Annotated in this window: 18 protein-coding genes; 13 read left to right on the top strand and 5 right to left on the bottom strand. The window is 49.2% G+C overall.

The window, feature by feature from the left end; all coding sequences use genetic code 11:
• Positions 1-14: 14 nt before the first annotated feature.
• From dnaG to Pan161_RS22285, 3 genes are all read left to right on the top strand, one after another.
• Positions 15-1,925 carry a DNA primase gene (dnaG, locus tag Pan161_RS22295; RefSeq protein ID WP_197995467.1) on the top strand — a complete coding sequence of 637 codons (1,911 nt, stop codon included), beginning with the start codon at positions 15-17 and terminating at the stop codon, positions 1,923-1,925.
• A gap of 32 nt (positions 1,926-1,957) precedes the next feature.
• Positions 1,958-3,643, top strand: coding sequence for an RNA polymerase sigma factor RpoD (rpoD, locus tag Pan161_RS31295; protein ID WP_145230966.1), 1,686 nt, complete (start codon positions 1,958-1,960; stop codon positions 3,641-3,643).
• Between the two features lie 205 nt (positions 3,644-3,848).
• Entirely contained in the window at positions 3,849-4,559 is a 711-nt protein-coding gene (locus Pan161_RS22285; RefSeq protein ID WP_145230965.1) for a zinc ribbon domain-containing protein, read from the top strand.
• Between the two features lie 35 nt (positions 4,560-4,594).
• Here the strand turns inward: Pan161_RS22285 and Pan161_RS22280 are convergent, their stop codons facing one another.
• A complete protein-coding gene (locus Pan161_RS22280; RefSeq protein ID WP_145230964.1) occupies positions 4,595-5,527 on the bottom strand; it encodes a prenyltransferase/squalene oxidase repeat-containing protein in 933 nt (310 codons plus the stop codon).
• An 818-nt stretch (positions 5,528-6,345) separates the two neighbouring features.
• On the opposite strand from Pan161_RS22280, the gene Pan161_RS22275 reads away from it, so the two are divergent.
• Together Pan161_RS22275 and Pan161_RS22270 are read left to right on the top strand one after the other, a co-directional pair.
• On the top strand, positions 6,346-10,212 hold the full coding sequence (locus Pan161_RS22275) for a beta strand repeat-containing protein (RefSeq protein ID WP_145230963.1): 3,867 nt from the start codon (positions 6,346-6,348) through the stop codon (positions 10,210-10,212).
• Between the two features lie 72 nt (positions 10,213-10,284).
• Positions 10,285-11,592 carry a BBP7 family outer membrane beta-barrel protein gene (locus Pan161_RS22270; protein WP_145230962.1) on the top strand — a complete coding sequence of 436 codons (1,308 nt, stop codon included), beginning with the start codon at positions 10,285-10,287 and terminating at the stop codon, positions 11,590-11,592.
• A gap of 6 nt (positions 11,593-11,598) precedes the next feature.
• Here Pan161_RS22270 and Pan161_RS22265 read toward each other — a convergent pair whose 3' ends face one another.
• Both Pan161_RS22265 and Pan161_RS22260 read right to left on the bottom strand, forming a co-directional pair.
• Positions 11,599-12,534: a DUF6807 domain-containing protein gene (locus tag Pan161_RS22265; protein ID WP_145230961.1), complete on the bottom strand. Its 936-nt coding sequence runs from the start codon at positions 12,532-12,534 to the stop codon at positions 11,599-11,601.
• A gap of 104 nt (positions 12,535-12,638) precedes the next feature.
• The gene (locus tag Pan161_RS22260) at positions 12,639-14,042 is read right to left on the bottom strand and encodes a GntP family permease (protein ID WP_232103413.1); all 1,404 of its coding nucleotides are present in this window, start codon (positions 14,040-14,042) and stop codon (positions 12,639-12,641) included.
• A 211-nt stretch (positions 14,043-14,253) separates the two neighbouring features.
• On the opposite strand from Pan161_RS22260, the gene Pan161_RS22255 reads away from it, so the two are divergent.
• Positions 14,254-15,711, top strand: coding sequence for a pectate lyase (locus Pan161_RS22255; RefSeq protein WP_145230960.1), 1,458 nt, complete (start codon positions 14,254-14,256; stop codon positions 15,709-15,711).
• 35 nt (positions 15,712-15,746) lie between these two features.
• Here the strand turns inward: Pan161_RS22255 and Pan161_RS22250 are convergent, their stop codons facing one another.
• Positions 15,747-16,562, bottom strand: a complete 816-nt coding sequence (locus Pan161_RS22250) for a sugar phosphate isomerase/epimerase family protein (RefSeq protein ID WP_145230959.1) — start codon at positions 16,560-16,562, stop codon at positions 15,747-15,749.
• A 247-nt stretch (positions 16,563-16,809) separates the two neighbouring features.
• On the opposite strand from Pan161_RS22250, the gene Pan161_RS22245 reads away from it, so the two are divergent.
• From Pan161_RS22245 to Pan161_RS22230, 5 genes are all read left to right on the top strand, one after another.
• Entirely contained in the window at positions 16,810-18,375 is a 1,566-nt protein-coding gene (locus Pan161_RS22245; protein WP_197995466.1) for a hypothetical protein, read from the top strand.
• Between the two features lie 84 nt (positions 18,376-18,459).
• Entirely contained in the window at positions 18,460-19,365 is a 906-nt protein-coding gene (locus tag Pan161_RS22240) for a sugar phosphate isomerase/epimerase family protein (RefSeq protein WP_145230957.1), read from the top strand.
• Positions 19,366-19,519: 154 nt separating this feature from the next.
• Positions 19,520-20,302 (top strand): Gfo/Idh/MocA family protein, encoded by a 783-nt coding sequence (locus Pan161_RS31075; RefSeq protein WP_232103412.1) that lies wholly within the window; start codon positions 19,520-19,522, stop codon positions 20,300-20,302.
• A 9-nt stretch (positions 20,303-20,311) separates the two neighbouring features.
• Complete coding sequence (locus Pan161_RS31070) at positions 20,312-20,821, top strand: Gfo/Idh/MocA family oxidoreductase (RefSeq protein ID WP_232103411.1); 510 nt, start codon at positions 20,312-20,314, stop codon at positions 20,819-20,821.
• Between the two features lie 127 nt (positions 20,822-20,948).
• Positions 20,949-21,851: a hypothetical protein gene (locus Pan161_RS22230; protein ID WP_232103410.1), complete on the top strand. Its 903-nt coding sequence runs from the start codon at positions 20,949-20,951 to the stop codon at positions 21,849-21,851.
• 121 nt (positions 21,852-21,972) lie between these two features.
• Here Pan161_RS22230 and Pan161_RS22225 read toward each other — a convergent pair whose 3' ends face one another.
• Positions 21,973-23,460, bottom strand: coding sequence for a COG1361 family protein (locus Pan161_RS22225; RefSeq protein WP_145230955.1), 1,488 nt, complete (start codon positions 23,458-23,460; stop codon positions 21,973-21,975).
• A 412-nt stretch (positions 23,461-23,872) separates the two neighbouring features.
• Between Pan161_RS22225 and Pan161_RS22220 the strand changes: the two genes are divergently transcribed.
• Together Pan161_RS22220 and Pan161_RS22215 are read left to right on the top strand one after the other, a co-directional pair.
• Positions 23,873-24,931 carry an ATP-grasp domain-containing protein gene (locus Pan161_RS22220; RefSeq protein WP_145230954.1) on the top strand — a complete coding sequence of 353 codons (1,059 nt, stop codon included), beginning with the start codon at positions 23,873-23,875 and terminating at the stop codon, positions 24,929-24,931.
• Between the two features lie 14 nt (positions 24,932-24,945).
• Positions 24,946-25,989: a hydantoinase/oxoprolinase family protein gene (locus Pan161_RS22215; RefSeq protein ID WP_145230953.1), complete on the top strand. Its 1,044-nt coding sequence runs from the start codon at positions 24,946-24,948 to the stop codon at positions 25,987-25,989.
• Positions 25,990-26,340: the final 351 nt, after the last annotated feature.

The following is a 26,340-nucleotide window of genomic DNA, read 5'->3' as shown; positions in this document are numbered from 1 at the left end:
TTCAGGAGAAACTGGTGTCACCAGGATTTGATCAAAATTTCAAAGAACTGGTCCGCCAGAGAACGAACCTGGTCGAGTTGGTATCCGAGTCAGTCCAGCTGATTCCCAGCGGCCGTGATTTCAAGTGTCTCTGCCCTTTTCACAGTGATCACAATCCTTCACTGGTCGTGTACCCGGATCGAGAAACCTGGCGCTGCTGGGTCTGTAATACCGGGGGAGACTGTTTTGGATGGGTCGAGAAATACGACGACGTCGGCTTTTTTGAAGCATTGAAGATCCTGGCCGAGCGTGCTCATCTGGAAATGCCTCAGTTTTCTCAGCAGTCAAATAATGCCCCTCGATCTAATATTGTTGAGAAGACCTCATTATTCGATGTGATGAAATGGGCGGAACAGCAGTTTCATGACTGCCTGGTGAATACCCGTGAAGGAGAAATGGCCCGTCGATATCTGATGGAAGACCGGGGCTATACAGAAGAAACAATACAGCAGTTCCAACTCGGCTTTCATCCGAATGACTGGCAATGGCTGGTGAATCGGTCCCGGGGGCACTATCCGGAGAGCCTGCTGGCGGAAGCCAGGCTGATCTTTAAGAAGGAAGGTCAGTCCCGCTATTCCGATTATTTCGTCAATCGGGTCATGTTTCCGGTTCGCGACGAGCGGAAACGCGTTGTTGCGTTTGGGGGACGAATCCTGCCGGGCTCGGGGGCAGAGGGAATTGCCAAATACTTCAACAGTCCTGAAAGCATTATTTTTACTAAAAGTAAGCTGTTGTTTGGCTTGGATGAATCTCGCCAGACCATTCGAGAAACGGAAACGGTCGTTGTGGTCGAAGGGTACACTGATTGCATCACCGCACACCAGTTTGGCGTGACGAATGCGGTGGCCACGTTAGGAACCGCATTGACGGAAACTCATGTTTCCTATCTCAAACGATTGGCGCGAAAAGTCGTATTAGTCTTTGACGGGGATAATGCAGGCCAACAGGCCGCGGAGCGATCTTTAGCAAAATTTATCGCTCAGGAAGTTGATTTACGAATTTTAACACTGCCTGCAGGTAAAGATCCTGCCGATTTTTTAGAAGAACAGGGAGCAGAGCAGTTGAAGCAGTTGATCGCGCAGGCTCCTGAAGCCTGGAATTTTAAATTGAATGTTTGTGTCCAGAAATTTGGACTGGAGTCAATTGACGGTCAACACCGAATTTTAGAGGAGATGCTGGAGTTACTGGCGTCAAGCCCTAACCTAACCGGCAAAATTCGTGAAGACATCATATTAAGAAAGTTGGCAGATAGACTGGGTTTAAACGAATCAGTTGTCCGAAAACGACTGAGTGAAGTCAAACAAAAAAAAAGCACGAGTCTTAATACGAATCTCTCCTCCAACGAATCCGACTCGACTCCGAGAACGACCGACACTTCCGGATATCACCAGGAAGCAGACAATTCAACGAAAGATAATCAACTTGAGAGCGAACTTCTTGAAATTATTTTTGTGTATCCCGAGTGTGTCTCCCGGATCCTGCAGCATATCTCCCCCGAAAACTTGAAAAACCCCCAGTTACGTTCCCTGTTTCAGTTAAGTATCGATTTGACTGAAGAGGGGGTTCTACCGGATCTCAATCGCATCCTGGATCGAATTACTGATCCAGATCTCAAGCAGCTGGTTGTCAAAATTGACGCCCATGCCCGAGAAAAAGCAGTTCACGACAAGCTGTTGAATGATCCGACTCCGCTTGAGGGAATTCCGCATTTTTTGAAGCATTCCATCAAGAATATCCAATGGCGGGAAGAACGGGAACACCACGAAAAAACCAAAGGGCTGCTGTTCCAGAATGCCCAGAATAAGAGTTTGAATTCTGATGCGAAAGATCTGTTAAGAAAAGCATCAGAATTTCATCAAAAACGAAACATTAAAAAAATTCACTAGAGACTCTAACCAGACTGATTGGGAGAAGCAACGTGCACCGACTCGACGCCCGATTGAATGAACTAATTGAAAACGGCAAAAAGCAGGGTTACCTGACCTACGATCAGGTGAGTGCCTACCTGCCTGATGAAGCGCTGAATCCCGAGAAGCTGGATAATCTCCTGCTGACGATCGAGGAGATAGAGTTAGACATCATTCCGGATCAGATTATTACGATCTTACAGCCGGAAAAGCCCAAAGGACGCTCCCGGTCTACAGATGATCTTTCCCGTCGGATTGATGATCCCGTGCGGATGTATCTGACGCAGATGGGGGAAATTCCCCTGCTGACACGAGATGAAGAAATTCGTCTGGCGAAGAAAATTGAAATCACCCGCCGTCGCTTTCGTCGTGAATTATTGAGCAGCGACTATGCGATGCGTCAGGCCATTGAGATCCTGGATAAAGTTCATAAATCAGAACTGCCTTTCGACAGGACGATCAAAGTTTCCGTGACAGAAGGGCTGGAAAAGAATCAGATTCTGGGGCGGATGCCTCACAATCTCAAGACACTCGAATATCTGAGTCATAAAAACGCAAGTGATTTTCAGCAGTTCGTGAATCCGGAACTGAGCAAGAGCGAACGAACGAAAGCTTATGCTTCCCTACAGAAACGTCGTCGCAAGATGGCCACTCTGATTGAAGAATTAAGCCTGCGGACACAACGCCTGCAGATTGGTATGAAACGCCTGGAGCAGATTTCCCATCGGATGACGGAACTGGAAGATCAGATTCGCGATATGGGTGATCTGCGAATCAAAAACTCCAAAGATGACCGAGCCAACCTGGAGCGCGAACTGCAGGATCTGGTGGCAATGACCATGGAAACTCCCGAAACTCTGCGGGAACGTATCAAAGCAGTCAAGCAGCGTTATCTGGATTACGAGACTGCAATGCGTGAACTTTCCGGCGGTAACCTGCGACTGGTCGTTTCGATTGCCAAGAAATATCGTAATCGGGGCTTAAGCTTTCTGGATCTGATTCAGGAGGGAAATACCGGTCTGATGCGTGCTGTTGATAAGTATGAGTATCGGCGTGGTTATAAGTTCTCGACCTACGCAACCTGGTGGATTCGTCAGGCGATTACGCGTGCGATTGCCGATCAGGCTCGTACGATCCGAATTCCAGTGCATATGATCGAGACCATGTCGAAATTGCGAAAGGTCAGTAAACAGCTCCTGCAGGAAAACGGCAGAGAACCTACGATGGAAGAAACAGCTGAAGTCGCTGGAATCAGCCTGGAAGAAACGCGACGTGTGCTTAAGATTTCGCGACATCCCATCAGTCTGGATCGACCTGTGGGAGAAAGCGAAGACAGTTACTTCGGTGATTTCATTGAAGATTCTGATTCCGACAGCCCGGTGAATACAGCCAGCCAGGAAATGCTCAAGGACAAAATTGATCATGTCCTTAAGACACTGACCTATCGTGAACGTGAAATCATTAAACTTCGATTCGGTCTGGGGGATGGTTACACTTATACTCTGGAAGAAGTCGGTCGGATTTTTAAAGTGACCCGTGAGCGTGTGCGTCAGATCGAAGCCAAAGCGGTCAGAAAATTACAGCATCCTGTTCGCAGCAAACAGTTGCAGGGCTTCATAGAAGGTCTTGTTCCTGAATGGGGACAGGCCGAGACCGAAGAAGAGACGGCGGATGCCACTGCATCAGCCAGTATTTGAACTTCAAACGCCGATCAATTCTGATCGGCGTTTTTTTTTATTCAGAATTGTACTGAAAACTCGATTTCCCGGGTGAGGCTCAGAAGATCGATCAGTTTTACAGCGTATGTCTGGCTATTTCGTACAAAAATCTTTATAACAAGGTAAAAGCACTGAGGCGCTGACTAAATAGCCTCAAAAATGAGCGTTTCTGGAGTTCTTTAACATGTCGACGACTGCTGCCAGTTTGAAAGCTTTACATCATTTGTATCTGAGACTGCATGATGTGAATCAGAAATTAGAACAGGGGCCCAAGCGAATTAAACTGAAGGAACAGTTCGCATTGGTGCAGGATGACAAGCTCAAAGCGGTGCAGGATCAGGTCATCCAGCTGAAGAAGCAGGTCCACCAGAAGAATCTGGATTTGCAGACCAATGAAGCAAAAATCCTGAGCCTCAAAGGAAAACTGAATACAGCTTCATCCAACAAAGAATTTGACATTATCAAAAGTCAGATTGAGGCTGACCAGATGGCCAACAGTGTGTTGGAAGATGAGATTCTGGAACTGATGGATAAGATAGACGCCACTGAAACGGAAGTTCAGGAGTGGGTCAAGAAAAAAGACACAGCGCACGCCGATGCGCAAAAAATGGAAAAAGATTTTGAGGCGATGCGCGATTCTCTTGATGAAGAGATCAAAGAGTGTAATGCGGCGATCTCGGAAGCAGAACAGATCATTCCTGAAAGCATCAAAGTCCAGTTTGAACGACTGGTACGATCGCATGGAGCCGGTGCCCTGGCTTATGTTGCTGGCAAATTCTGCTCAGCCTGTAATGTCATGATTGAGCCGCAGTTACGCGTTGAATTGAACTCGGGGCGACTGGTTTTCTGTAAGTCTTGTGGACGTCTGCTGTATATCGAAGAGACTTCCGAATAATCACAGGCCAGGCTGGTCTGTCCTCTTCAGTCAGCTCAGTGCCCCAGCAGAGCCAGAACACCCAGTCCATAAAACGTGTATTCTACGTCTGCCTGCTCATCCCAGCTGGCTCCCCGAAATCCACCTGTGGGAAATTCCAGCCATTCGGTCATGAATTTCTGTACCTGATCCAGGTCGATCAATGACTGCAGTTCCAGGTCCTGTGCTGTCAACAAGCCTGTAAATGTAGATAAACCATCTGCAAAAGGGATCCGGGTATTGGCCTGAAAACCCCCTTCGGAACTTTTGACCTGTTTCAGGAAGTCCTGGACATCACTTTTGAGTTCGTCATCCATGCTGTTCAGAATAATCAATGTCGCTACTGCCGCTGCTGTGGGGTTTGTGCCACTCCGCTTCATCGGAGAAATTTCGACAAAACCGCCATCGTCACGCTGTCTATCATAGAGGAATTGAATCAAATTGTTCTGTTCAGGGAGATCCAGGCCGATCAGCTGATAAATCAGCACAACAAGAAAGCTATGGTAAGTACTTCCCAGTGCTCCCTGTTCCGATTTCGCATAACCTCCATCTGCGGTTCGGAGCCGTTCCAGCGAACTGGATATTTCTGAATTCCAGTTTTCAGGAGCAGTTTGCAGCAGGTCCTCTCCACCTGAAGCCTGAATAATTAATGCGCAGTAGAGCCAGCTTAACAGGTCAATGGTAGACAGTTTTTCAATTTGAAACTGCCTGAGATAATCGCTGATCTTCTCACATTCGTCAGGTTTCACTCCGCCTAATATTCCCAGGCTACGCACCGCAAAGCCTGTATAATAGAGGTCTGACTCTCCCTCTCTGCCGGAAAAACCGCCATCAGGCTGTTGTTGCGATAAAATAAACTGGCGGTGTTTCTGCAGAGATGCCTTGGGCCTCTTCTCCAGACCTTCCGCCAGGCGAAGTGCTAATTTCAGTAAATAGGGCTGGTGATTCATAACTATTTGCAGGCCTTAAGCGGAAATGACAGATGACAGGCAGGAATTTGAAGCGGTTTTTTGCGGGCTATTTTGAAAATTGTCATAAAATTCTGATGGGAAATGTCAAATTCGTCTTTCACCGGATCAGAATTTAGAATATGTTCCCGCCCAACATCTCTAAAACTCAAAGAATCATTCTCTCTCCAGACTATAAAACAAGTAAACCATTCGGAACTCACTTATTTTACTGTCAAACCGGATCTGTCTGATCTTCAGTCAGTTCAACGATTCTTCCGAGTCACAATTCACATTAAAAACAACTCGTTAACTAATCAAATAACCGTAACACGTTTCCGTGAAAAAGCTGATTTTTCCCGGATTGTGTCACAACATATCCAAAATCAGGATGACCAGTGCCTCATTTGAGGAAACAGTCATGATCACAGCCTCTCTCTTGATCTTGATTCACCGGTCGAACTGAACCCACTCCTGTAAACCAATCAATTTAAGATAGACCTTCAATAACAGACTTGTTTCCGCAGGGGGACTGTTTCTGCCTGTGGTGGAATCATCTGTCATTGAATGTGCGTGTGTAGCGTAAATACGACTTGATAAATCGAGTCTGTGGAGGAATCTCCCTGGCTCATTCCCGAATTCAGAAGATTACTAGTTGAGATAATCTCATGGATTTTCCTGAAAATATTGTCATAGATCAAAACAAATTCATGACAGATCAAAATACAACAGACCGGGACAAAAACGCCAAAATGCACTCAGCGTGCTTTGCCGAGGTGAAACAGATGCCTGTGTTGACATCAAGCTATTCTGGACGATTTATGAAAATTGCATTTCGCCTGATTGCCGGCGTAATCGTTCTGGCGATATCCGCCATGTCAGGAACGTTATTAGCCGAGGAAGAAGTCGAGTTTTCGACGATCATCGCCGACGGATCAGAAACAACGGATACGCTGGATGGCATTTCTTCGGTCGTGCCGGGTAACGGAATGGGAACACTCTTTCGGGCAGGCCATCAGGCAGGTAAAACCGTTGGTCTGGACGAATCCATCTCTCACATTGAAGCCATGCCTTATCTGTTTACTCATACAAAAAACCCGGATGATGCCGGGATGATGTTTGGGAACTTTCGCTTGTGGCGAACGAATCGCGGTAACCTTGGTGGTGGCGCGGGTCTGGGCTATCGTTTCTACAATTATGATTCTGACCGGATCTTTGGTGCCAGTCTTTACTATGACCGGGACGATTCGACAAATAAAGTTTTCCAGCAGCTGGCATTGAATGTGGAAACCATGGGGCGTTACTGGGATGCAAACGGTAACTTTTATCTGCCCATTGGCAATCGTCAGCAGCAGTTGAACCTGGAGTTTAATGAGGGCAGTCAGAGATTCTCTGATTTTAATGTGCTGTATGATCAAACGCGAACCATCGGAACCGCGATGCGTGGTTTTGATGCGGAAGTCGGGGTTCCCATCTGGGGGCAGCTGGCTCAAAATTTCCAAGCACGTGCTTATGCAGGTACTTATGGATTCCAGGCGTCCGGCAGTGAGGATGTCTGGGGTTGGCGCGGTCGGCTGCAGGCAAATCCATTACCCAATGTTCTGACAGAACTCAGTATTACCAGCGATGATACATTTAATACCAACGTCTTTTTTAATGTTACCTGGACCTTTGCCGGTCGTCCTGAGTGGAACGAGATGGAAAAATCCACCCAGATGTATCGCATGGCTGAACGGGTTCGCAAAAACTACAATGTTGTGATCGAACAGAAAAAAGTCGTTGATATCGGACTGGTTGCAATCAACCCGGCAACCGGCCTGCCCTGGACGATTTCGCATGTGGATTCCTACGCAGGTGTAGGAGGAACCGGTTCTGTACTGGACCCTTATCAGACAATCCCGGATGCACAGGCTGGACCTGACAGAGACATTATCTTTACTCATGCTGGCAGCGTATATAATAATGCTGCACCAATCACTATGACCGCCGGTGACCGAATCCTCGGTGAAGGTCAAGGGGTGGAACACTACTTCAATATTCAGGGATTCGGACCAAAACTATTACCGAATTCTCCGCTCTATGGGAGTCCTCTCAGGCCTGACAGTCTCGTCAGACCTACCTTTAACGATACCGTGGGCGATGGTGTCATCCTGGCATCCGACAGTGAGTTTTCCGGTTTCATCCTGAATGATCCCAGTGCTCGCGGTGTGGTCGGTATTGGAGTTTCAGAAACGACTGTGAATTATGTTGATGTCAACAACGCTGTTGACGAGGGGATCTACCTGAATAGTACCTCAGGCAGCCTGGCCTTTGATACCACAAATGTTACCAACGCCGCAGGAGATGCTTTTGTCGTCGATGGCGGTGATCCACTGCTCCGCTTCCAGGGAGGTTCCATCACGAACACAGAAGCAGGGCGAGCCGTGCTGATTCAGAATACTACCGGTGGGTCGATTAATATGACGGAATCCTCAATCACTGATACGGACAGTCAGGGGATTCTGATCAATAATCTCGGCGGTGGTGCTGTGTTAGATAACGTGACGATTACGAAAACAGATGGGACATATGTTCCTACGACGGCAAATGACGGAATCTACGTGACTGGTGGAACAGCGGATGCAGTGATTACCTTCAGGAATACTGCCCAGGCCGCGACAGTGATTGACGGGGCCGTCGGTCCCAGCATCTTTATCGAAGATTACGCGGGTGTGTACCAAATGCAGGATATCAGTATCCTGAACCGAGATGGAGCCGGTATCCTGGTGGAAAATCTGACAGGGAATATGGCGGTGGTTGGCAATACAACGATCACCGATGGTGCTTCAGCGGCCACAGATCATGGTATTGATATCAATAATACTTCCGGGAATATCTCGTTCGGCGGAAGTCTGGGAATCACGGGAAGTTCCGGCCAGGGGATCTCGTTCGATAATGGCGGTAACACGGGTACCTTCAGTGTATCTGGTACGACGACGATTTCTGGAACAGCAAATGAAGCCTTTATTGTACTCAACGACAGTCCCCTGATCCGCATGGGCACGACAGTACTTTCGAACAACAGCTTAGCCAATTCTGTTCTATTGCTCGATAATGCAGGCCAGGGGGGAACTGTCGGCACTGTATCCTTCGGCAATACAACTGCCAACGGAACCTTTGCTATGGATGCACCGGTTGTCGACATTCTTAATTCGACCGCAGCGATCAGCTTTTCCTCGCTGAATGTGAATGCGGACAGTGCAATCTATACTGGCATCGCTAATCCAGCTGTGGGTGTCTATGTGCATGATAACCCGGGGAATGTGGCTTTTGGTGTTTTAAACATTACGGCGTTCGACAACCTGGCTTTGATTGCCAATAATAACTTGGGAACAATCAGTTCCACCAGCGGAAATATTGTCGTTACGGATGCTGCCGCGATTGATATTGAAGACTCTAATATTTCTCTGAATCTGACATCGGTGACTGCTAGTAATACCTCGGGGCCTCCCCTGACCGCCGGAGGTGCAGCCGGTGATGCCGAGTTTTATCTGAACAGTGCCGGTATCCGCCTCGTGCGAACTCCCGGGTTGTTCGGGATTACCGGGGATGGAAATACGATTGATTCCGGTGGAACGATTCTTGATGCCCAGCATGGTGTCTGGATGGAAGATATCGGGCGTGTGAATATCGATGGTCTGGAAATACAGATTCCGCTGACATCGGGTATCGAATGGCATGAAACAACTGTTGTAGACGGCCCCGAGGTAAACCTGACACGCGTACGTGTTGAAGACTCACTCGGCTACGGTATCCGAGTTGTCAACGGACGTACATTCCAGATGTCCCAATCCGAACTCCTGGATAACGGTACCGCTAACACCGAACATTCGTTTGAATACACGGCGAATATCGAACTTGATGATACGAACAACGATGCCTTCAGTATCATCCTGCAAGACAACACGATTACGGATGACAGTTCGGATGCGATTGTCATTCAGTCAGGCGGTCTGCTCGATGATTCCCTGTTAAGCTACGTCATGGAACGGAATACGGTTACGAACAGTACTTCTAATACGTCGAACCTGAATGTCAACTGGGAAGGTCCAATGAGCCTGTTTATCAATGACGCCAACAATTTTGTGGGAACTGGAGCCACCAATAATATTGGTATCGAAATTGACGCGACAAGCACTGATCTTGCAGACCTGATGACGCTGACCGTAACAAATAATAACTCCTTTACCTTCGCAGGTACCGTCAGTAGAGGTATGGAAGTTTCGACTGAAGGTCCCTCAAATATCCTGATCGCCGGGAACAACGCCCAGGGGTTTCTCATGGGCGGCTCGGATTCCTACGGGATACGTTTTCTTGATCTGGCTGCAAACTCCAATGTGCAAATTGATTCCAACCTGATCAATATGACCGGGCTGAGTGCTCGTGGAATCTTCTTTGATCTGATCGATGCCACCTCATCTTCAGTGATCATTGATAACAACCAGATTGGACTTTTCGATGGCGATTTCTTCATCGATACGGCTGTAGGCTTCAATGCGATGACAAACGGTCCTCTGACATTGGGAACCGGTGTTAATAATATCGTGAATATCACTTCTGTCGGGAATAATAACAGCTTCCTGTTATTCAATCCTGGTGGCGGTACCTTTGATGGCCAGATTAGCCTGAATGGCTTCCTGCTCCCATAGTCAACAAATAGAATGTCTCGTTTAAATAACACTCTGGTGTGTTTTGATCCAAATATTGTAAGGTTTTAATCGATGAGTCGCACATCCTGGAAAGTAATGATGATTACTCCATTCAGACTGAGTGCACTACTGGTGTTGCTGTGCTCGACCGGCTTACCTGTCGGGATGCATAAAGTAGCAGCAGCCGATGATGGCACGACCGAATTTGTCATGCACGGCGATGCCGATGTGGTGGATGAAGAAATTGTTGATAATTCCGGACTGTTTTCGGGAGTCAACACCTATTCCAGATCACTGGTTCGGCAGTTGCCCGTTGACCGTGGTTGGACCTACGATTCTCCGATTGATAAGTCGATCAAGGGTATGTTTCGTTCGAGCTCTCTCAAACTGGAATATCTGCACTGGTCACTCGAAGGACCTGATAACATTTTATTGAGCGCACCGATTCTGGGAGATCCAGATCCGACTCAACCCACAGCTGTCTTTGACCGGTCCACTGGTATTGCACGCGGTGATGGTGTCGCTGTGAATTATATCGATCGCACAATGGAGACGAACGGGATGCGGGCTACTTTAGCGTTCCCCGTAGAAGACGCGTCGATCGAGTGGAATGCCTGGGGGATTTTCAAAAATGACTCGACACGTCCCACGGAATCCATCTATGGAACTCAGTCGAATTCGATTCCCGATGATGATCTGGTCGTAGTTACCAACTTCAATGTCAATGGAAATCTGGCCTCGAATACGAATGTGTACGATACGAGTTTTAACGTGAATCTCGATACCGAAATGTTTGGTACTGGTGTGAATTATGTTCTGGACCCCTATCTTCCGGGAGAAGGATTTCGGATGCAGCCTCTGTTTGGATTTCGTTTCATCAGTCTGCGGGAAACGATGAACCAGGTAGGCGTGGATTCGGGCGGAGGAATCGGGACACCTCGTACGACAACCATTTATTCGAAAGTTGAAAACCGTGTGTTCGGTCCCAGTATTGGTGCTCGAGCAGAATACAGGCACAGTCGTTTTACAATTGGTGCCGAGCCCAAGTTTACCTTCGGGTTCAACCGCGATACCGATCAGGTGAGAACGGATCAGCTGTTTGTAGCTACTGACCCGACGATTGTATCTGTTCAGAAAAACAATGAATTCTCCCCGACTTTTCAGGTTTCAGTTTATGCCAAGTTGAATGTCAACGAGCATATTCGCTGTTTTGTCGGTTACGATTACCTGTTTATTGGTCAGATCTCACGTGCCTACGATATTATTGACTACAATGAAGACCGAACCGCTACAAATCCGGCAACTGGTACCAAAGTCCGTCAGCAGCATTCCAAATTCTCAGCTGATGGTATTACTGCTGGCCTTGAATTCATCTGGTAAGCGGGTTTACTGAGAAAGTCTTCGACTGACAGTTGCGCTGGTGTGCCGCTTTTCCGGCTTCCGCAACTGATAAGGCAGACTCTCTGAAAACTGTTGATAGATGCTGTTTGCCTGATCATGGTTGATCGCTCCTGCATGAGCATGCAGCAGAAACCGGAATGTCAATGGTTGCTTTCGCGTCGTTTCCAGAGATCCGTGCATGCAGGGAGCTGCTCCCATCCAGCCATCTTCGCGTACATGCCACAAGACAGGCCCTTCACTTGCAGCGACGGGGTTTTCGGCATGATAAAAATAAGTGATCCCTTCCGTGAGTTCAGGGGTGACAGGGCCTGAATAGTCCATCCATTCCGCCGGTTTTCCGAAGATGTTTTTTTCACCCGTCTGCTGTCGACTGTTTGTGATATTCCCCGCGCCAAAATAACTGGAAATTGATTTCGCGACACGCACTGCCAGAAAACCAAAATTTGTTTTCTGAAACTCCAGAGATTCCGCTGTTGGATAAAATGTCGTCTGTAGTTCCAGAAACAGTTCCTGTTTTTCATTCGTACGTATTGCGGAGATCAGTTCCTGACGCAGCAGAGGCTCGGGATCATGTCCGTCCCGCCATTCCAGTTCCACCGCCAGAATCGCTTCGTCGTCGGATTCATCGAGGGAAAGCCAGCGCTTCTGCGTGATGCTGGAGCTGGTGTTTTCAGCCCAGAAGTTGATTCCCAGGACCTGATGGTGTGCAAACCAGACCGATCGATGATGGTCGTGATTGGGAGCCCCGGGATGTCCGATCCTGGTTAACGGGACGCCCGCGGGACCGGTCAAGGGATAGAAAAAAGGGCGGGAATAATGGGACGCATGATGCCAGCGCAACCGTTCCTTTCCCTGAATGCGAAACGAGAATTGAGAATCGGGTTGGGGAACAATCCCGCATTGCGGAAACAGGGCGCTCATCTACGGACTCCTCTCAAGCGGCAATCATGAGTCTGAAATTATCGGGACTTCCATTCAGAGTAGACCTTGATTTCAGCAATGTAAAGCTGACTGTCAGAATCGCGTCATGTCATCGGCCAGATGATGGAGAGCAGGATGGTAGTCGCCATACTCGTGCATCCCATCACAAACAGTAGTGGCGTCCAGGATTTAAGGGCTTCGGCTTCGGTCAGGCCGCTCATCTTACAGAAAATCCAGAAACCACTGTCATTCATCCAGGAACCAATCAATGAGCCGGCACCAATCGCCGTTGCCAGATACACCGGATCAAAACCAAGCGGGTTTAAATCAAGGTTCGTCGTAGTGAGCATGGCAGACAGCATCGCAGAGGTCGTAATCATCGCGACAGTACTTGAGCCTTGTGCCACTTTCAGCAGGGCGGCGATTCCAAAGCCCAGAAACAGAAAGGTCATTCCGGTTCCATCAGAGTCTTTGCTGAACATCTCCTGAATAGCAGGGCCAATTTTGGCAACCGTCAGCATTTTCCCGAAGGCACCTCCGCCCGCAGTAATCAGAATAATCACACCTCCACTCATTAAAGCCTGCTCAACGGTGGCACTTAACTGTAACAGTGTCATACCGCGCTGCCGCAACAGAATGATCAAAGAGATTGCTGTGGCAACCAACAGTGCGAAGTTGGCATCACCTATGATAGACGTATAGGGGCCAATGCTGGTTAGAATCTTCTGAGGTCCAATCTGGGCATCTACCAGGGAATTGACAAGTGTGTTGGATGTGATCATCAACACCGGGAGTACAATCGGGAGCAACGAAACAATCAGAGAGGGGAGCTTATGTTCTTCGAGGGGATCGGGGTCTTTATGTTCGGCGACGTCCCGCATGGGTATATCCATCAGATGATTGGCAAACTTCGCATACAGGATGCCGACAAAAGCGGCCGGTAAAGCGACCAGTACGCCGACAAAAATCATTTTTCCCAGGTCAACACCCAGGTAATCTGCCATTGCCAGCGGACCGGGAGTCGGGGGGACGAGGGTGTGGGTAATCGCTCCTCCGGCGGCAATCGCCATGATATACAGCAGGTAGTTACGTTGCGTGCTGCGATACAGCGAACGCGCTAAAGGAATCAACAGATAGAAGACTGTATCAAAAAAAACCGGCACCGCGAGGACGAAGCCACTGCCCATCAACGCAAACGAGGCGTTCTTTTCACCCAGTGCATTCAGGAATGTGCGGACGATTCTGTCCGCGGCACCGCTGTCCATCATGCACTTTCCGATAATCGCTGCCAGCGCGATCACGATTCCAATTCCGGAAACTGAGTCACCAAAGGCAATCGCGACGCGTTTTATGCGATTAATTCCCTCGGCAGATTCGGGCCCGAGCAGACTGACGGCCATTGCGGCTGTGATCAGCGCCAGAAACGCATTGATCTTCAGAAAAATAATCATGCCGATGACAATGGCAATCCCGATGCCAAGTATCACAAAAGGATAGTTTTCCAACATAAGCGCTTCTCCGGAAAAATCTTAAGCAAATATTTCGAGTGTTTATGAGCATTACAAAGATTGAACTATGACGCAACCCACCGCGCCGTAGAAATGGGAGCCGTATTACTGAAGGAAATTAAGAAATGGATTGCTTCCGTTTAATTTCTGTTTGCTGTAGGATAATTCTTTCCTGCCTGTCCAACAGCTATAGAGAAAAGGAAATTGGTTCATGTTTGAAACGCGCCAAACTATGAGAATGTATTTGCTGTCCTGTCTCAGTTCCGTTTTCCTTTTTGGCTTCGCCGAAGATCTTCAGAGTGCAGAAGTGACAGACGCGGCTGCCCGCAAGGCGATGCAGCAGGCGACTGATTATTTTACGAGCCAGGTTGCTACCGAAGGCGGCTATCTCTGGAAGTACAGTCAGGATCTCAAAGATCGGGAAGGGGAAAATCAGGCCCCTGCTTCTCGTGTCTGGGTCCAGCCTCCGGGCACACCAAGTGTAGGCGAAGCTTATCTGAGAGCGTATCAGAAAACGAGAGAACCTTATTTATTGAAAGCAGCGAAAGCAACCGCATATGCCCTGGTCAATGGACAACTGAAATCAGGGGGCTGGAACTATTATATCGATTTCGAAGATCGCAAATCGTATCAGTATCGAGTAAATGGCGGCGGTCCCAAAGCACGCAATACAACCACACTGGATGATAATACGACACAGGCCGCATTACAGTTTTTGATTCTGATCGACCAGGAACTGAAATTTCAGGATCAATCAATTCATGAAGCAGCAATGTATGCATTAAACGCGTTACTGAAGGCCCAGTATCCCAATGGAGGCTGGCCGCAACGTTTCGACAGTCCGCCTGATCCCAAAGATTATCCGGTGATCAAAGCAAATTATCCGGAAAGCTGGCCGCGCGAGTTTCGTAAGGAAAAGTATCTCGATTACTACACGTTCAACGACAATTTGATTGAAGATCTGGTGGGAGTGATGTTTCTGGCACATCATGTGTATCAGGATGAACGCTATCAACGGGCCGCTCTGAAAGCGGGAGACTTCATTATTCTGGCACAAATGCCCGAGCCACAACCTGCCTGGGCACAGCAGTATAACAGCCAGATGCAACCTGCCTGGGCCCGGAGGTTCGAACCCCCTGCCGTGACCGGTGGCGAGTCACAAGGTATCATCAAGACCCTGATACAGATTTATATTTATACTGGTGATAAAAAATATCTGAAACCGATTCCACCGGCGCTGGCGTATTTAAAGAAGTCAGAACTGCCTGACGGAAAGCTGGCCCGGTTTTATGAGTTAAAAACCAATCGTCCTCTGTATTTTACGAAAAAGTATCAATTGACCTATCAGGACAATGATCTGCCCACGCATTATGGTTTCATCGTTAACTCCAGTGTCGATTCGCTGGAAGGCCGTTATCGTAGACTGCTGGATGATTCACCTGAGAAACTGGCGTCCATGCGGTTTCCCACACGTCGGGTTCGCTTGACTCCCTCTTTGACGGCAAAGGCAAAATCAGCCATCGATTCCCTGAACTCCGAAGGTGCCTGGCTGAAACAAGGCGATCTCAAAGCATCGGGTAAAAAGAATCTGCGTACGATTGATACACGCGTCTTCATCCAGAATCTGAGTACACTGGCCGATTTTGTCGCTGCAAAACAAAAGGACTAATCAAGTCGTATCGTGAAATGGAGTAGCGAGACAGATCAGGCGTTTTCTGCAATCGACCGCATGCGTTCCAGGCCAAGTCTGGCGACACTGAGTGGATCCTGCTGCCAGAGATCGTCGCGAAACAGTTCCAGTGAGAGCCAGCCGTCGTAACCGATCTGTTTTAAGAGCCGGCAGTAGTGAGTCAGGTCGAGGTGCCCGTCGCCGGGTAAAACACGGTCCGGGTCCATTTGCTGTTCCCGGGGAATCGTGTCGACGGCGTCGTTGAAATGGGAGATGGCGATCTGTGTTGGCTTCAGTTGCGCGATCGTTTCCATGGTTCCACCGCCGCGGAATACATGAAACGGATCAAGAACCAGAGTCCCCTGGGGATGCCCTGATTTTTCGACGACCTGCAGTGCATCTTCGATTTTAGTAACCGCTTCTACAAATCCCAGAAATTCAACTGCTGGTTTTGCCCCCGCTTCCATACCGGCATCGAGCAGTTCCCGATATCGTAATCCACCGAGATCGTAGTCAGGAACTTCACGATGCGGGCAGGCAATGACATATTCCACCCCCAGTTGGGCAGCGATTTTGATGCGTTCCAGACAGGTTTCAAAGACCGCCGGATATTCTTCTTCTGAGGCAGACCACCAGTCTCGCAGCATGATCATCGTGGGAATCGACAGGCCGGATTCTTGAATGGCAGCCGAAATTGTCTCCAGTTTTCCACCCGCGGCCAGGTATGCTTCGACTTCATCAAACCAGAGTTCAATCCCCTCATAGCCGGCTTCTGTCGTAACGCGGATTTTTTCAAGTAGAGGAGTGGTGCGGATTGTACTGGCATTCAGACTGTAACGGAAAGCACTCATGGGGGGATCCTCTGTAAGAAAAACGTAGAAACAATACACCATTCGGCACTGAACTTACGTAAGATAAGATACAGTTATGTTTCAACCATCAGGAACTGTTCTGCTCATTCTGCAATAATTGATCGAATTGATCAACTCAGGCACACCTGGAACAGGTTCCTCGACTCCAGTCTCATAATCAGTCACAATGGAGAGATCGATCAGCGTTGATTCAAATCCGTTACCTGAACTGAACACTGTAGATAATATGAATAGACTTGCTTCCATGTTGGATTGTATCAGAGGACCATTCTATTTCTGGCTGGCTTTGGCCGGCTGTGTGCTCGCAGCCTGTAGCTCTGAAAAAGAGCCTTCAGTTGCTGTCGATGAAAATGTGGTGGTTGAGGCAAGTGAACCAATGATGCGCACAGAAAAAGAGGACTCGGTTGCGCCACAACCAGTTAAACTGGCTTCTCCTCAACCGGACAGCGCACCCGCTACTACATCGACCTCAAGTCCCGATTTTCAGAAACCGGACAAGGCGAGATATCGTCCCAGTGATCAGAGACCCGTACACAACAATCAACGACTGGAACTGTTAGGCATTCGCTGTTATGAATCTCCGCGATTGAAATTGTACACGGATATTGATCCCCAGATTGCAGTCACATTACCGCCCGTGATCGATCAGGCTTATACCGCGCTGGCTGACTATTTTGGTCCGCTGCCTCCGGATCGTGAAGGGACCGAGTTCCAGGTTACCGGTTATATTATGCAGAACCGAGCCCTGTTCAAAGAAGCCGGCGTGATTCTGGATTCGCTGCCGGCGATTGTGAATGGTCGGCATCAGGGGGCGCAGTTCTGGATGGACGCTCAGAGTCAGCCTTATTACCTCAGACATCTGATGCTGCATGAGTATACGCACTGTTACAGCATGATCATGGGCGAGATAAGTGCTCCGGTGTGGTATCTGGAGGGAATTGCGGAATCAATGGCGACGCATACCATGGACTCAGACGGTAAGATTCAGTTTAACGTGATGCCTCATAACAAAAATGACTTTGGGGGACTGGGACGAATTACACTGATTGAAGAAGCCGTAGCACAGGCACCTCCGAAACTGATACAGGAAGTCATGCGGTCTCATCCGGCTGATTATATATTTAACAATGAAGCGTATGCCTGGTCCTGGGCGTTATGTCAGTTTTTTGACAAGCACCCTGTCTATGCGAAACCATTTCGTGAACTGGCCCATCACATGCAGGGGAGCGAGTTCCCGAAAAAAATCCAGGCCATGCTGGGCGATGATTATGCCAAAGTGAATGATGCCTGGATGTTGTTTGCGCGGAATCTGCAACCGGGTTACGATTCCCAAAACGCAGCGGTCACATTCTCTACCGGTATTTCTTTGCCACCTGAGACGAGTGCAACAGCAACGGTAAACAGCCAACAGGGCTGGCAGTCGAGTGGCGTTCGTGTGACGCAGGGAGTTGTATATGAAATCAGCGCTACTGGCCGCTTTACTCTGGCGCAAGAGCCAAAGCCCTGGGAGAGTACCGCTGAAGGGATCAGTTTTCAGTATTTCAACGGACAGCCATTGGGGCGATTGATCATAATGCTTCAGCCGGATCTCGACATGAAGCTGACCTATCCCAATGCGATCATGAAAGAATACCCGGTTGGTGCAAATACCAGCTGGATGGCTCCCGTGAGCGGGACCGTTTATTTCCGCTTGAACGATGCCTGGAATGCACTGGCAGATAACAGCGGAGCAGTCGAAGTCACGCTGCTGCAAAAGTCAAAGCCAATCGCGGGAGATGAATCGGAAAAGTAAACAGAGTTGTGCACTGCAGACAGGACCGATATTCTCAGTATCAGCGTGATCAGCAGCTTGAATTCAAAACAGAGGAGCAGCAACATGTTAAAACAGGAGTTGGAAAACCGGCGATTGTCGCATCAGGCCTCGCGCAGAATGTTTCTGAAACAGGGTTCGGCTGCATTGCTGGCAGGGACATTGTCGCAAACAGGCGTTTCACTTGCTGCTGAGACTGAGCCGGCAAAGCCAAAAACCGGTATCAAAAAAGCGGTGAAGTATCAGATGATTACGGAACCCGTTTCAGTGCTCGATAAATTCAAAATGCTGAAGGACCTTGGCTTTGAGGGGACGGAAATTCATTATCGCTCCAAAGTGGATCCCAAAGAAGTAAGGCGCGCCATTGATGCAACGGGAGTGCAGGTTCACGGGTTTCTGAACAGCAGCCGCGATGAGCTGAAAGATTCCATCGATCAGGCAAAATATTACGGCGGCACAAGTGTTCTGGTCGTGGCGGGGCGTGTCGATGACAAGCACCCGTATGATGTGGTATATCAACAACAGCAGGCCAAGCTGCGCAAGCATTTGCCTTATGCAGAGCAGCAGGGCATTAAACTGCTGGTAGAGAATGTCTGGAATAATTTTCTGTTGAGTCCGCTGGAAATGGCACGTTTCATCGATGAACTGGAGAGCCCTGCGGCGGGCGTTTATTTCGATGTTGGAAATGTAGTAAGGTTCGGCTGGCCCGAACAGTGGATTCGGATTCTTGGTCCCCGCATCGTAAAGCTTGACATTAAAGAATACAGTCGCAAGAAACAGAAAGATGAAGGGCTCTGGAAAGGGTTTCAGGTCGAGATTAATGAAGGTGACTGCAACTGGCCTGCAGTGCGTAAAGCTTTGAATGACATCGGTTACACGCAAGGCTGGGCGACTGCCGAAGTCAAAGGAGGCGATCGTCAAAGATTGCAGGATATTTCGGATCGCATGGATCGTGCACTTGATCTTGCCTGAAATACGGCTGATAATAAATACAGGTCATTTATAAAGCCGTGCTGGTTGATGACCATCTTCAAATAATCCTGCCTGTAGTTAGTTTTTCAACTATTAATTGCGTAGTAGATACAGAGTCTGAAACTGTCTACCAACCGAATGAAAGGTCTTTTCCATGTCCGAAAATGCATCTGAACCACAGTCGAACCAGAGCCGCCGTAAATTTATGAAACAGTCTTTGGCCACGCTGGCGACAACGGGGCTGGTTGTAAATCCGGCGTTAACTTCTGGTGCCTTTGCTGCCAGTACCGAATTGATCAAAGTCGGGCTGGTTGGCTGTGGCGGTCGAGGAACCGGGGCTGCTGCCCAGACGCTACGAGCTGATTCAAATGTTGAACTGGTTGCAATGGCGGATGCGTTTGGTGATCATCTCGAACAGAGTTATCAGAACCTGAAGAAGACTGAGGTTCAGGATCGCGTCAAAGTTGACGCCGATCATAAGTTTGTCGGGTTTGACGCCTTTCAGAAACTGATTGATTCTGGTGTAGATCTGGTGATTTTGGCGACGCCCCCTCATTTCCGACCCCAGCAGTTGCAGGCCTGCATCGATGCTGACAAGCATGTGTTCTGTGAAAAACCGGTTGCCGTCGATGCACCGGGGATTCGCTCTGTACTGAAAACAACTGCCGAAGCCAAAAAGAAAAATCTGACGATCGTTTCCGGTCTCTGCTGGCGTTATGAGCCTGGTATGCAGCAGATGGTCGATAAAATTCATGAAGGTGGAATTGGTGATATTGTGGCCCTGCACAGCACCCGCTATCTGGGTGGTGTTGCCAAAATGGTGAAACGCAAGCCGGAATGGTCAGATATGGAATACCAGATGCGTAACTGGTATTACTACACCTGGCTGTCGGGCGACTTCAACACCGAGCAGTTCGTGCATGAACTGGATAAGTAGTCGTGGGTAATGGGAGAATATCCTGTCCGCTGCTACAGTACAGGCGGACGTCAGACACGAACCGGTGAAGACTACGGTCAGATCTTTGACCACTTCAGTACTGTGTACGAGTATGCCAATGGAGCGAAATTTGTCGCGTCCACTCGACATCAGCAGGGATGCAGTTCCCTGTTTGTTGATACTGTGTCGGGCACCGAAGGAACTGCCACGCTGATGAAATACCAGATCGAAGGTAAGAACCCCTGGAAAGGCGCCCGCCGTCGTGCCAATATGCATCAACTGGAACACGATGCGATGTACAAGGCCCTCAGAAATGGCGAAGTCATCAATAACGGTGATTACATGGCGAACAGCTCCATGATGGGCATTATCGCCCGCATGTCAGCATACACAGGAAAGACGCTCACCTGGGAACAGGCCATGAATTCCAAGGAAGACCTGTCTCCCGAGAAATACGACATGACCATGTCTCTTCCCGAACCCAAAGTGGCGACGCCCGGTGTGACTCCATTCGTATAAAAGTGGCCGACAATCGAATTTGAATCTACAACCGGAGTGTGGTTTGCACTTCGGTTGTTTTTATATAGTCATATTAAAAAGATGATCTGACAGTACTACACATTGAAATTTGAAACCGGAGGAAGTGATGAAGTCGCTCGCGAATTCGCTTTTGCTGCTGGGAGTTCTAATTGGTTCCTGCCTGTGTTTTGCTGATTCCGTCTGCCAGGGGAATGAAAAGTCAACAAGCCTGGAAAAAGGGAAACCGCGTCTGACACTCTCCCGCGAAAAAAACATGCTGTATATTCACGGCGATCATATACCAGGGGGAAAGATCCCCATCAATTATCTGGAAGCCTACTGTCGCGCAAATTCGACTGATGCCGACTGGGGCAAACATACGGTGATCAAACATGAAACACAGACCCTTTCCCTGAACGAAGACCAGACCGTTCTGAAACTGAAATGCACGGTAGCCGATGGTGTGACTGTACTGCATACGATTACCGCGAAAGGGGATGAGGTTGACTTTCAACTGGTGGCGCACAATCCGACCGGACAACGCTCCGAAGCCCACTGGGCACAACCCTGTATCCGCGTGGGTGAATTTGCGGGCCTGGGAGCTTCCACGACTGATGATAAATACGCCTATATCAAAAAATCGTTTGTCTTTCTGGATGGGAAGCCGGCCTTCATGCCGACCCGCAACTGGGCGACAGAAGCACGCTATATTCCCGGACAGGTCTGGTGTCCGCAGAATGTGCCTCGCACCGATGTGAACCCTCGACCGTTAAGCAGTGAGATACCCAGTAACGGCTTGATTGGATGTTACAGCGGCGATCGTCAGTGGATATTTGCAACCGCGTTTGAGCCGTACCAGGAACTGTTCCAGGGCGTGATTCGCTGTCTGCACGCCGATTTTCGCCTGGGAGGACTGCAGCCGGGAGAGACAAAAACCATTCGCGGGAAGATCTATCTCGTTCCCGCTGATATGGATGCGCTGGTGAAACGTTATGAACGCGATTTTCCGGAACATGTCAAGCAGGATTAATCGCCAGGGCTTCTAGAGCGCATCACATTTAACCATAGCGTCTCTCAATCTAGTATACTCGGTCCAAATGGCCTTGGAGACGCTACAGTAAAACTGGACACAGTCTAAGCGGCAGAGACGATCAACGATTCACAGTAGTGATTTCAGTCACTTGTGTTTCCAGCTTTTCCGCATCTGCTCCGGTTATCGTGACGTTAAATTCGCCGTCACCAGAGCCAATTGCTTTGACCAGGATCGTATAGCGCAGAAAGGCATCGGCGGGAAGTTCACGAACGGGAGAGACACGCAGGATGTCCTGATTCACTTCCGGTCTGAGATTGAGCTTCTGATTTCCCTGGTGCGCTTCGACAGAAACAACGCGAAACATACGCGGGATTTTTGCCTGAAGCACGATGTCTCTGGCCGGTTGCAGACCTCGGTTCTCGATGCTGACTTCATAAACCGTCTCTTCGCCGCGGGCAATCGGGTCTTTGGTATCGCGGACCTGCACATCCAGCACGCCTTGAGCAGGGGTGACTTTCAGGCAGGCCGAAACCTGTTCGTTGGGGAGTTCCGGGCTGGTGACGTTCACGCGCATGCAGGCATGTTCGGCGGCGACTTCGCATTCAAATTCCACCTGGAGTTGCACACCTTCTCCACTACGAATCGTATCCAGCGACCATGTCAACTGATCGGGTTCCCGAGTGGAACCAATGGATGCTTCGCGCGGGATCAATGCGGAATCGTAAGAGATGGCGACCTGGATGTTATTCAGATCGATATTTGCAACATTGGAAAGTTTCACGATGTACTCTGCCCGACTGCCGATACTACGCGAAGAAGGGCCGATGACAGACAGGTCCAGTTGTTTCTTTTCATATTCGACACAAACCGATTTCCAGACCAGTTCATCACCGTCGGCCAATGCCCGGAAACGGCAGCAGTGACTCCCCAGAATGTCACTGTAGAGTGTCAGTGAGATCTCTTTTGATTCGCCGGGTTGCAATGTTCCCAGACGCTGTCCGATTTTCTTTTCGCGGCGACCCGGGAACATCAGCGCGGCATCAAACTCACATTCCAGCAGTACATTTCTGACGGAGCGATCACTCGTGTTTTTGATGATCAGATAGAATGTGGCGCCACTTCCCAGCTGGCGTTTGGGAATGACGTCAACTGTCATCTCCAGCGGTCCTGCTGTCGCAGGTGCTGTCATCATAGGGCCTGATGGTTGCTTTGGCAAAGACTCCGGCTTCGATCTACTTTGGATATCGGGCGCTCTCAACTGGGGACGAGGCATGACCTGATCGGGCAGGTCGCGCGGTTGAGGAGGCTGATTTCGGTTGAGCGATTCCGGTACCGCAAACAGATCTTCCTGGGGTTGAGGGGCAGTCGGCTGTCTTTGTGGAATCGTCTGGGGATTGACGCGTTGCGTTTCACGTGACTGGGGAGCCGTTTGAGGTACAGGGCTGTTCAATGGCTGGTTCTGGGGATCCAGTGGAGGCGGATCAGTCAGTTTCCAGGAAGAACGTTGACTGGGCGCAAGGGCAGAGCAGGCTGCTGTCGAGAGTGTCAACAGCAACAGTAGGATTGATACGGCTCCTGATAAGGGCCGAATTCTGCTACCCGGCATAGGAAATCCCTGTTGGTTAAAAACAAAACGATACACTGAAAGTTTATCACGAAAACTTGAGTGTGACAGGGAGAGATATACAGGAAATTGATAATAGTAATTGCGCGAATCTATATGTAAATCATGTGTTTATCATCGATGTCTCGATTACGGTGACTTTGTGATTTGTAACAGTGATTAGTGCAATTCTTTCGCCAGAATCGGTCTCGATGGTTTGAAACAGGAAGCTTATGAAAAACAGACTAAAAACCTGGAGAAGATCAGTCAGGGCAATTAACAAAGCAGAGTTGAGTTTCTAGACTGAAGCTGCTTTTAGTATCGTATGATTAATGCCAGCTGTACTGAATGTTACACTGAAGGGCGGGTTCAATTGAGCCTGTTTCGGAAATAAAAAACGTGGCAAGGACCGGCTTTGAATATCTTTGTGACAGAATATCTCTGTAGTGGTGCCTGTGAACTGACCGAGGCAGAATCCGGATTACTCGAAGAGGGATTTGCGATGCTGGAAGCGGTCATTACTGATCTGCTTGCGCTTCCACACTCTCGGGTGATGACAGGCTTGCAGCAGACACTCTCACTTACATCTCCGACCTTGGAAGAAGCGAACCGTGGGGAACGGTTACAAATCTTCCGTGCCAATACACCGGGGGAGGCAGGTGAGAACTTCAAGGCAGCCTGTCGAATGGCCGATTGTGTGCTTATCATCGCACCAGAGTTTGAGGATCTGCTGTTCCGCCGAACGCAGCAGGCTGTGGATTGTGGAACGACAGTCATCGGCTCTGATCTCCACACGATCCGGCTAACAGCAGACAAGTGGCAGTTATATCAATTAATGCAAGCGCATTCGATTCCCGTGATTCCAACTCAGTTACTGTCGGAAAAACTGCCTCGCTCAATGGTTTCGCTTCCCTGTCTGATCAAACATCGTTGTGGAGCAGGAGGTCTCGGACTAGAAACGTTTGAAACTGAGGATGATTTACAGAAACGATGGAATCAGCTGAGATCTGCAGAGGAGCAGTTTCTACTACAGCCTTTCCTGACAGGAAGAGCACTTTCGACTGTGGCGCTGATCAGAGCAGGGCATCGCGAGTTTTTTCCCGTGGGTGAGCAGCAGATCAGCTGGGAGCTGGGTTTTGAGTATCAGGGGGGGATCATCCCTGTGGAGGTTGATGTCAGTGCGTTACAGAATATTCATGATTTACTGAATCGAGTCTGTGATTTACTGCCGGGACTTGCGGGATATGTGGGCTTTGATATTCTCATGCCAGATGATGCTCCGAACGAACCCGTGCTGGTGGAAATCAATACGAGACTGACGACCAGTTACACTGGTTATCGCAGGCTGACACATGATAATCTGGCGGCGCGGATTATTGATACGAATGCAGAGTTCCCCCACATCGAATGGAATCAGGGAGAAACGGTCCGGTTTCGAACTGATGGAAGTTCTTCACTGCTACCGCAATCTTAATCGAGAAACTTAACATGTATGTCATTGGGCTGGATATTGGCGGCGCGAACATTAAGTCAGCAGACAGCGATGGCGCTGCCAGGGCGATGTCGTTTGAACTCTGGAAAACTCCCCTGTTATTACAGTCAGCCTTAAAAGAAATACTGACCTCTTACCAGCGCCCCAACCTGATCGCGGTGACGATGACCGGTGAGCTGGCAGACTGTTTTCAGACGAAAGCGGACGGGGTCGATCATATCCTGACGGCCGTTGAACAGGCTGTGCCAGGTGTGCCTGTGCTGGTCTGGCAGACCGGTGCAGAATTTCTGACCCCAGAGATCGCGCGCGAATTCCCTTTATTGGCTGCTGCTGCCAACTGGCATGCGCTGGCAACCTGGTTGGGGCGGATGATTCCTGATCAGAGTGGCCTCTTGATCGATATCGGCTCAACGACCACCGATCTGATTCCTCTCAAGAACGGGTTACCGGTTTCCGAGGGATTAACCGATGTCGAACGATTACTGTCGGGGGAACTGGTTTATACCGGTGGTCGTCGGACTCCGCTGGCGATGCTGGAGAAAAGTGTCCCGTTGCGCGGGCAGAACTGTCCTCTGGCGGCGGAATGTTTTGCGACGTCAGCAGATCTCTATTTGCTGCTCGAAAATATGCCAGAAGTTCCAGAGGATGTCGACACGGCGGATGGAAGACCTGCGACACGGGCAAACGCGTTTGCTCGAATTGCCCGTTCTGTCTGTTGTGATACAACAGAGTTCAGTGAGACAGAGGCGCTTGAGGTTGCTGGCTGGCTGGCAACGCGACAGCAGGACCAGGTCACCGAGGCGCTGAATCAGGTTCTGAGCCGAATGGATGACCTTCCCCAGACGATCTTGATCAGTGGCAGTTCCGTGTTTCTCGCGGAAAAAATAGTTCGTTCTCATCCGCAACTCGCTCAGGCGATGATCACTAATGTCGCTGAGATATTTGACCGATCTATTTCAGATTCTGCCTGTGCCTTTGCGGTCGCGCGACTGGCGGCAGAACGAGTTCAGTTCTCCACAGAAGTCGATCAGCCCGATTGAGGGAGCATTTCTGTAAGTTTATCTCTTACAGTATTTTAACTAATCAGGTGAGATCAGATGTTCAGCGAAACTTTGCGGAATCGTGGTTGACTTGTTTTCGAATCTTGTGCTATCTTCCCGCACTTCTAGGCTGTGTCCAGTTTTACTGTAGCGACTCCAGGGCCATTTGGACCGAGTATGTTAGATTGAGAGTCGCGATGGTTAACTGTGATGCGATCTAGCTGTTAGCAGCAGGCAATTTAAAGACTTAAGAGCTTCCCACTTTCATTTCTGCGATCTGGTAACTTGAACAAGGATGACAGGCTATCAGACTGATGGGGGAATGCGCTGAGTCCTCAAAATATTTAATTT

The sequence above is a fragment of the Gimesia algae genome (assembly GCF_007746795.1).
GTDB classification, from domain to species: Bacteria; Planctomycetota; Planctomycetia; order Planctomycetales; family Planctomycetaceae; genus Gimesia; species Gimesia algae.
Note: the sequence above shows the minus strand (reverse complement) of the source record. Positions and strands in the feature narration are given on the sequence as shown.

Bases quoted from the DNA above. Each gene is read 5' to 3' on its own strand.
- Pan161_RS22285 (WP_145230965.1), top strand. From the start codon at position 3,849: ATGTCGACGACTGCTGCCAGTTTGAAAGCTTTACATCATTTGTATCTG.
- Pan161_RS22280 (WP_145230964.1), bottom strand. From the start codon at position 5,527: ATGAATCACCAGCCCTATTTACTGAAATTAGCACTTCGCCTGGCGGAA.
- Pan161_RS22275 (WP_145230963.1), top strand. From the start codon at position 6,346: ATGAAAATTGCATTTCGCCTGATTGCCGGCGTAATCGTTCTGGCGATA.
- Pan161_RS22270 (WP_145230962.1), top strand. From the start codon at position 10,285: ATGAGTCGCACATCCTGGAAAGTAATGATGATTACTCCATTCAGACTG.
- Pan161_RS22265 (WP_145230961.1), bottom strand. From the start codon at position 12,534: ATGAGCGCCCTGTTTCCGCAATGCGGGATTGTTCCCCAACCCGATTCT.
- Pan161_RS22260 (WP_232103413.1), bottom strand. From the start codon at position 14,042: ATGTTGGAAAACTATCCTTTTGTGATACTTGGCATCGGGATTGCCATT.
- Pan161_RS22255 (WP_145230960.1), top strand. From the start codon at position 14,254: ATGTTTGAAACGCGCCAAACTATGAGAATGTATTTGCTGTCCTGTCTC.
- Pan161_RS22250 (WP_145230959.1), bottom strand. From the start codon at position 16,562: ATGAGTGCTTTCCGTTACAGTCTGAATGCCAGTACAATCCGCACCACT.
- Pan161_RS22245 (WP_197995466.1), top strand. From the start codon at position 16,810: ATGAATAGACTTGCTTCCATGTTGGATTGTATCAGAGGACCATTCTAT.
- Pan161_RS22240 (WP_145230957.1), top strand. From the start codon at position 18,460: ATGTTAAAACAGGAGTTGGAAAACCGGCGATTGTCGCATCAGGCCTCG.
- Pan161_RS31075 (WP_232103412.1), top strand. From the start codon at position 19,520: ATGTCCGAAAATGCATCTGAACCACAGTCGAACCAGAGCCGCCGTAAA.
- Pan161_RS31070 (WP_232103411.1), top strand. From the start codon at position 20,312: ATGGGAGAATATCCTGTCCGCTGCTACAGTACAGGCGGACGTCAGACA.
- Pan161_RS22230 (WP_232103410.1), top strand. From the start codon at position 20,949: ATGAAGTCGCTCGCGAATTCGCTTTTGCTGCTGGGAGTTCTAATTGGT.
- Pan161_RS22225 (WP_145230955.1), bottom strand. From the start codon at position 23,460: ATGCCGGGTAGCAGAATTCGGCCCTTATCAGGAGCCGTATCAATCCTA.
- Pan161_RS22215 (WP_145230953.1), top strand. From the start codon at position 24,946: ATGTATGTCATTGGGCTGGATATTGGCGGCGCGAACATTAAGTCAGCA.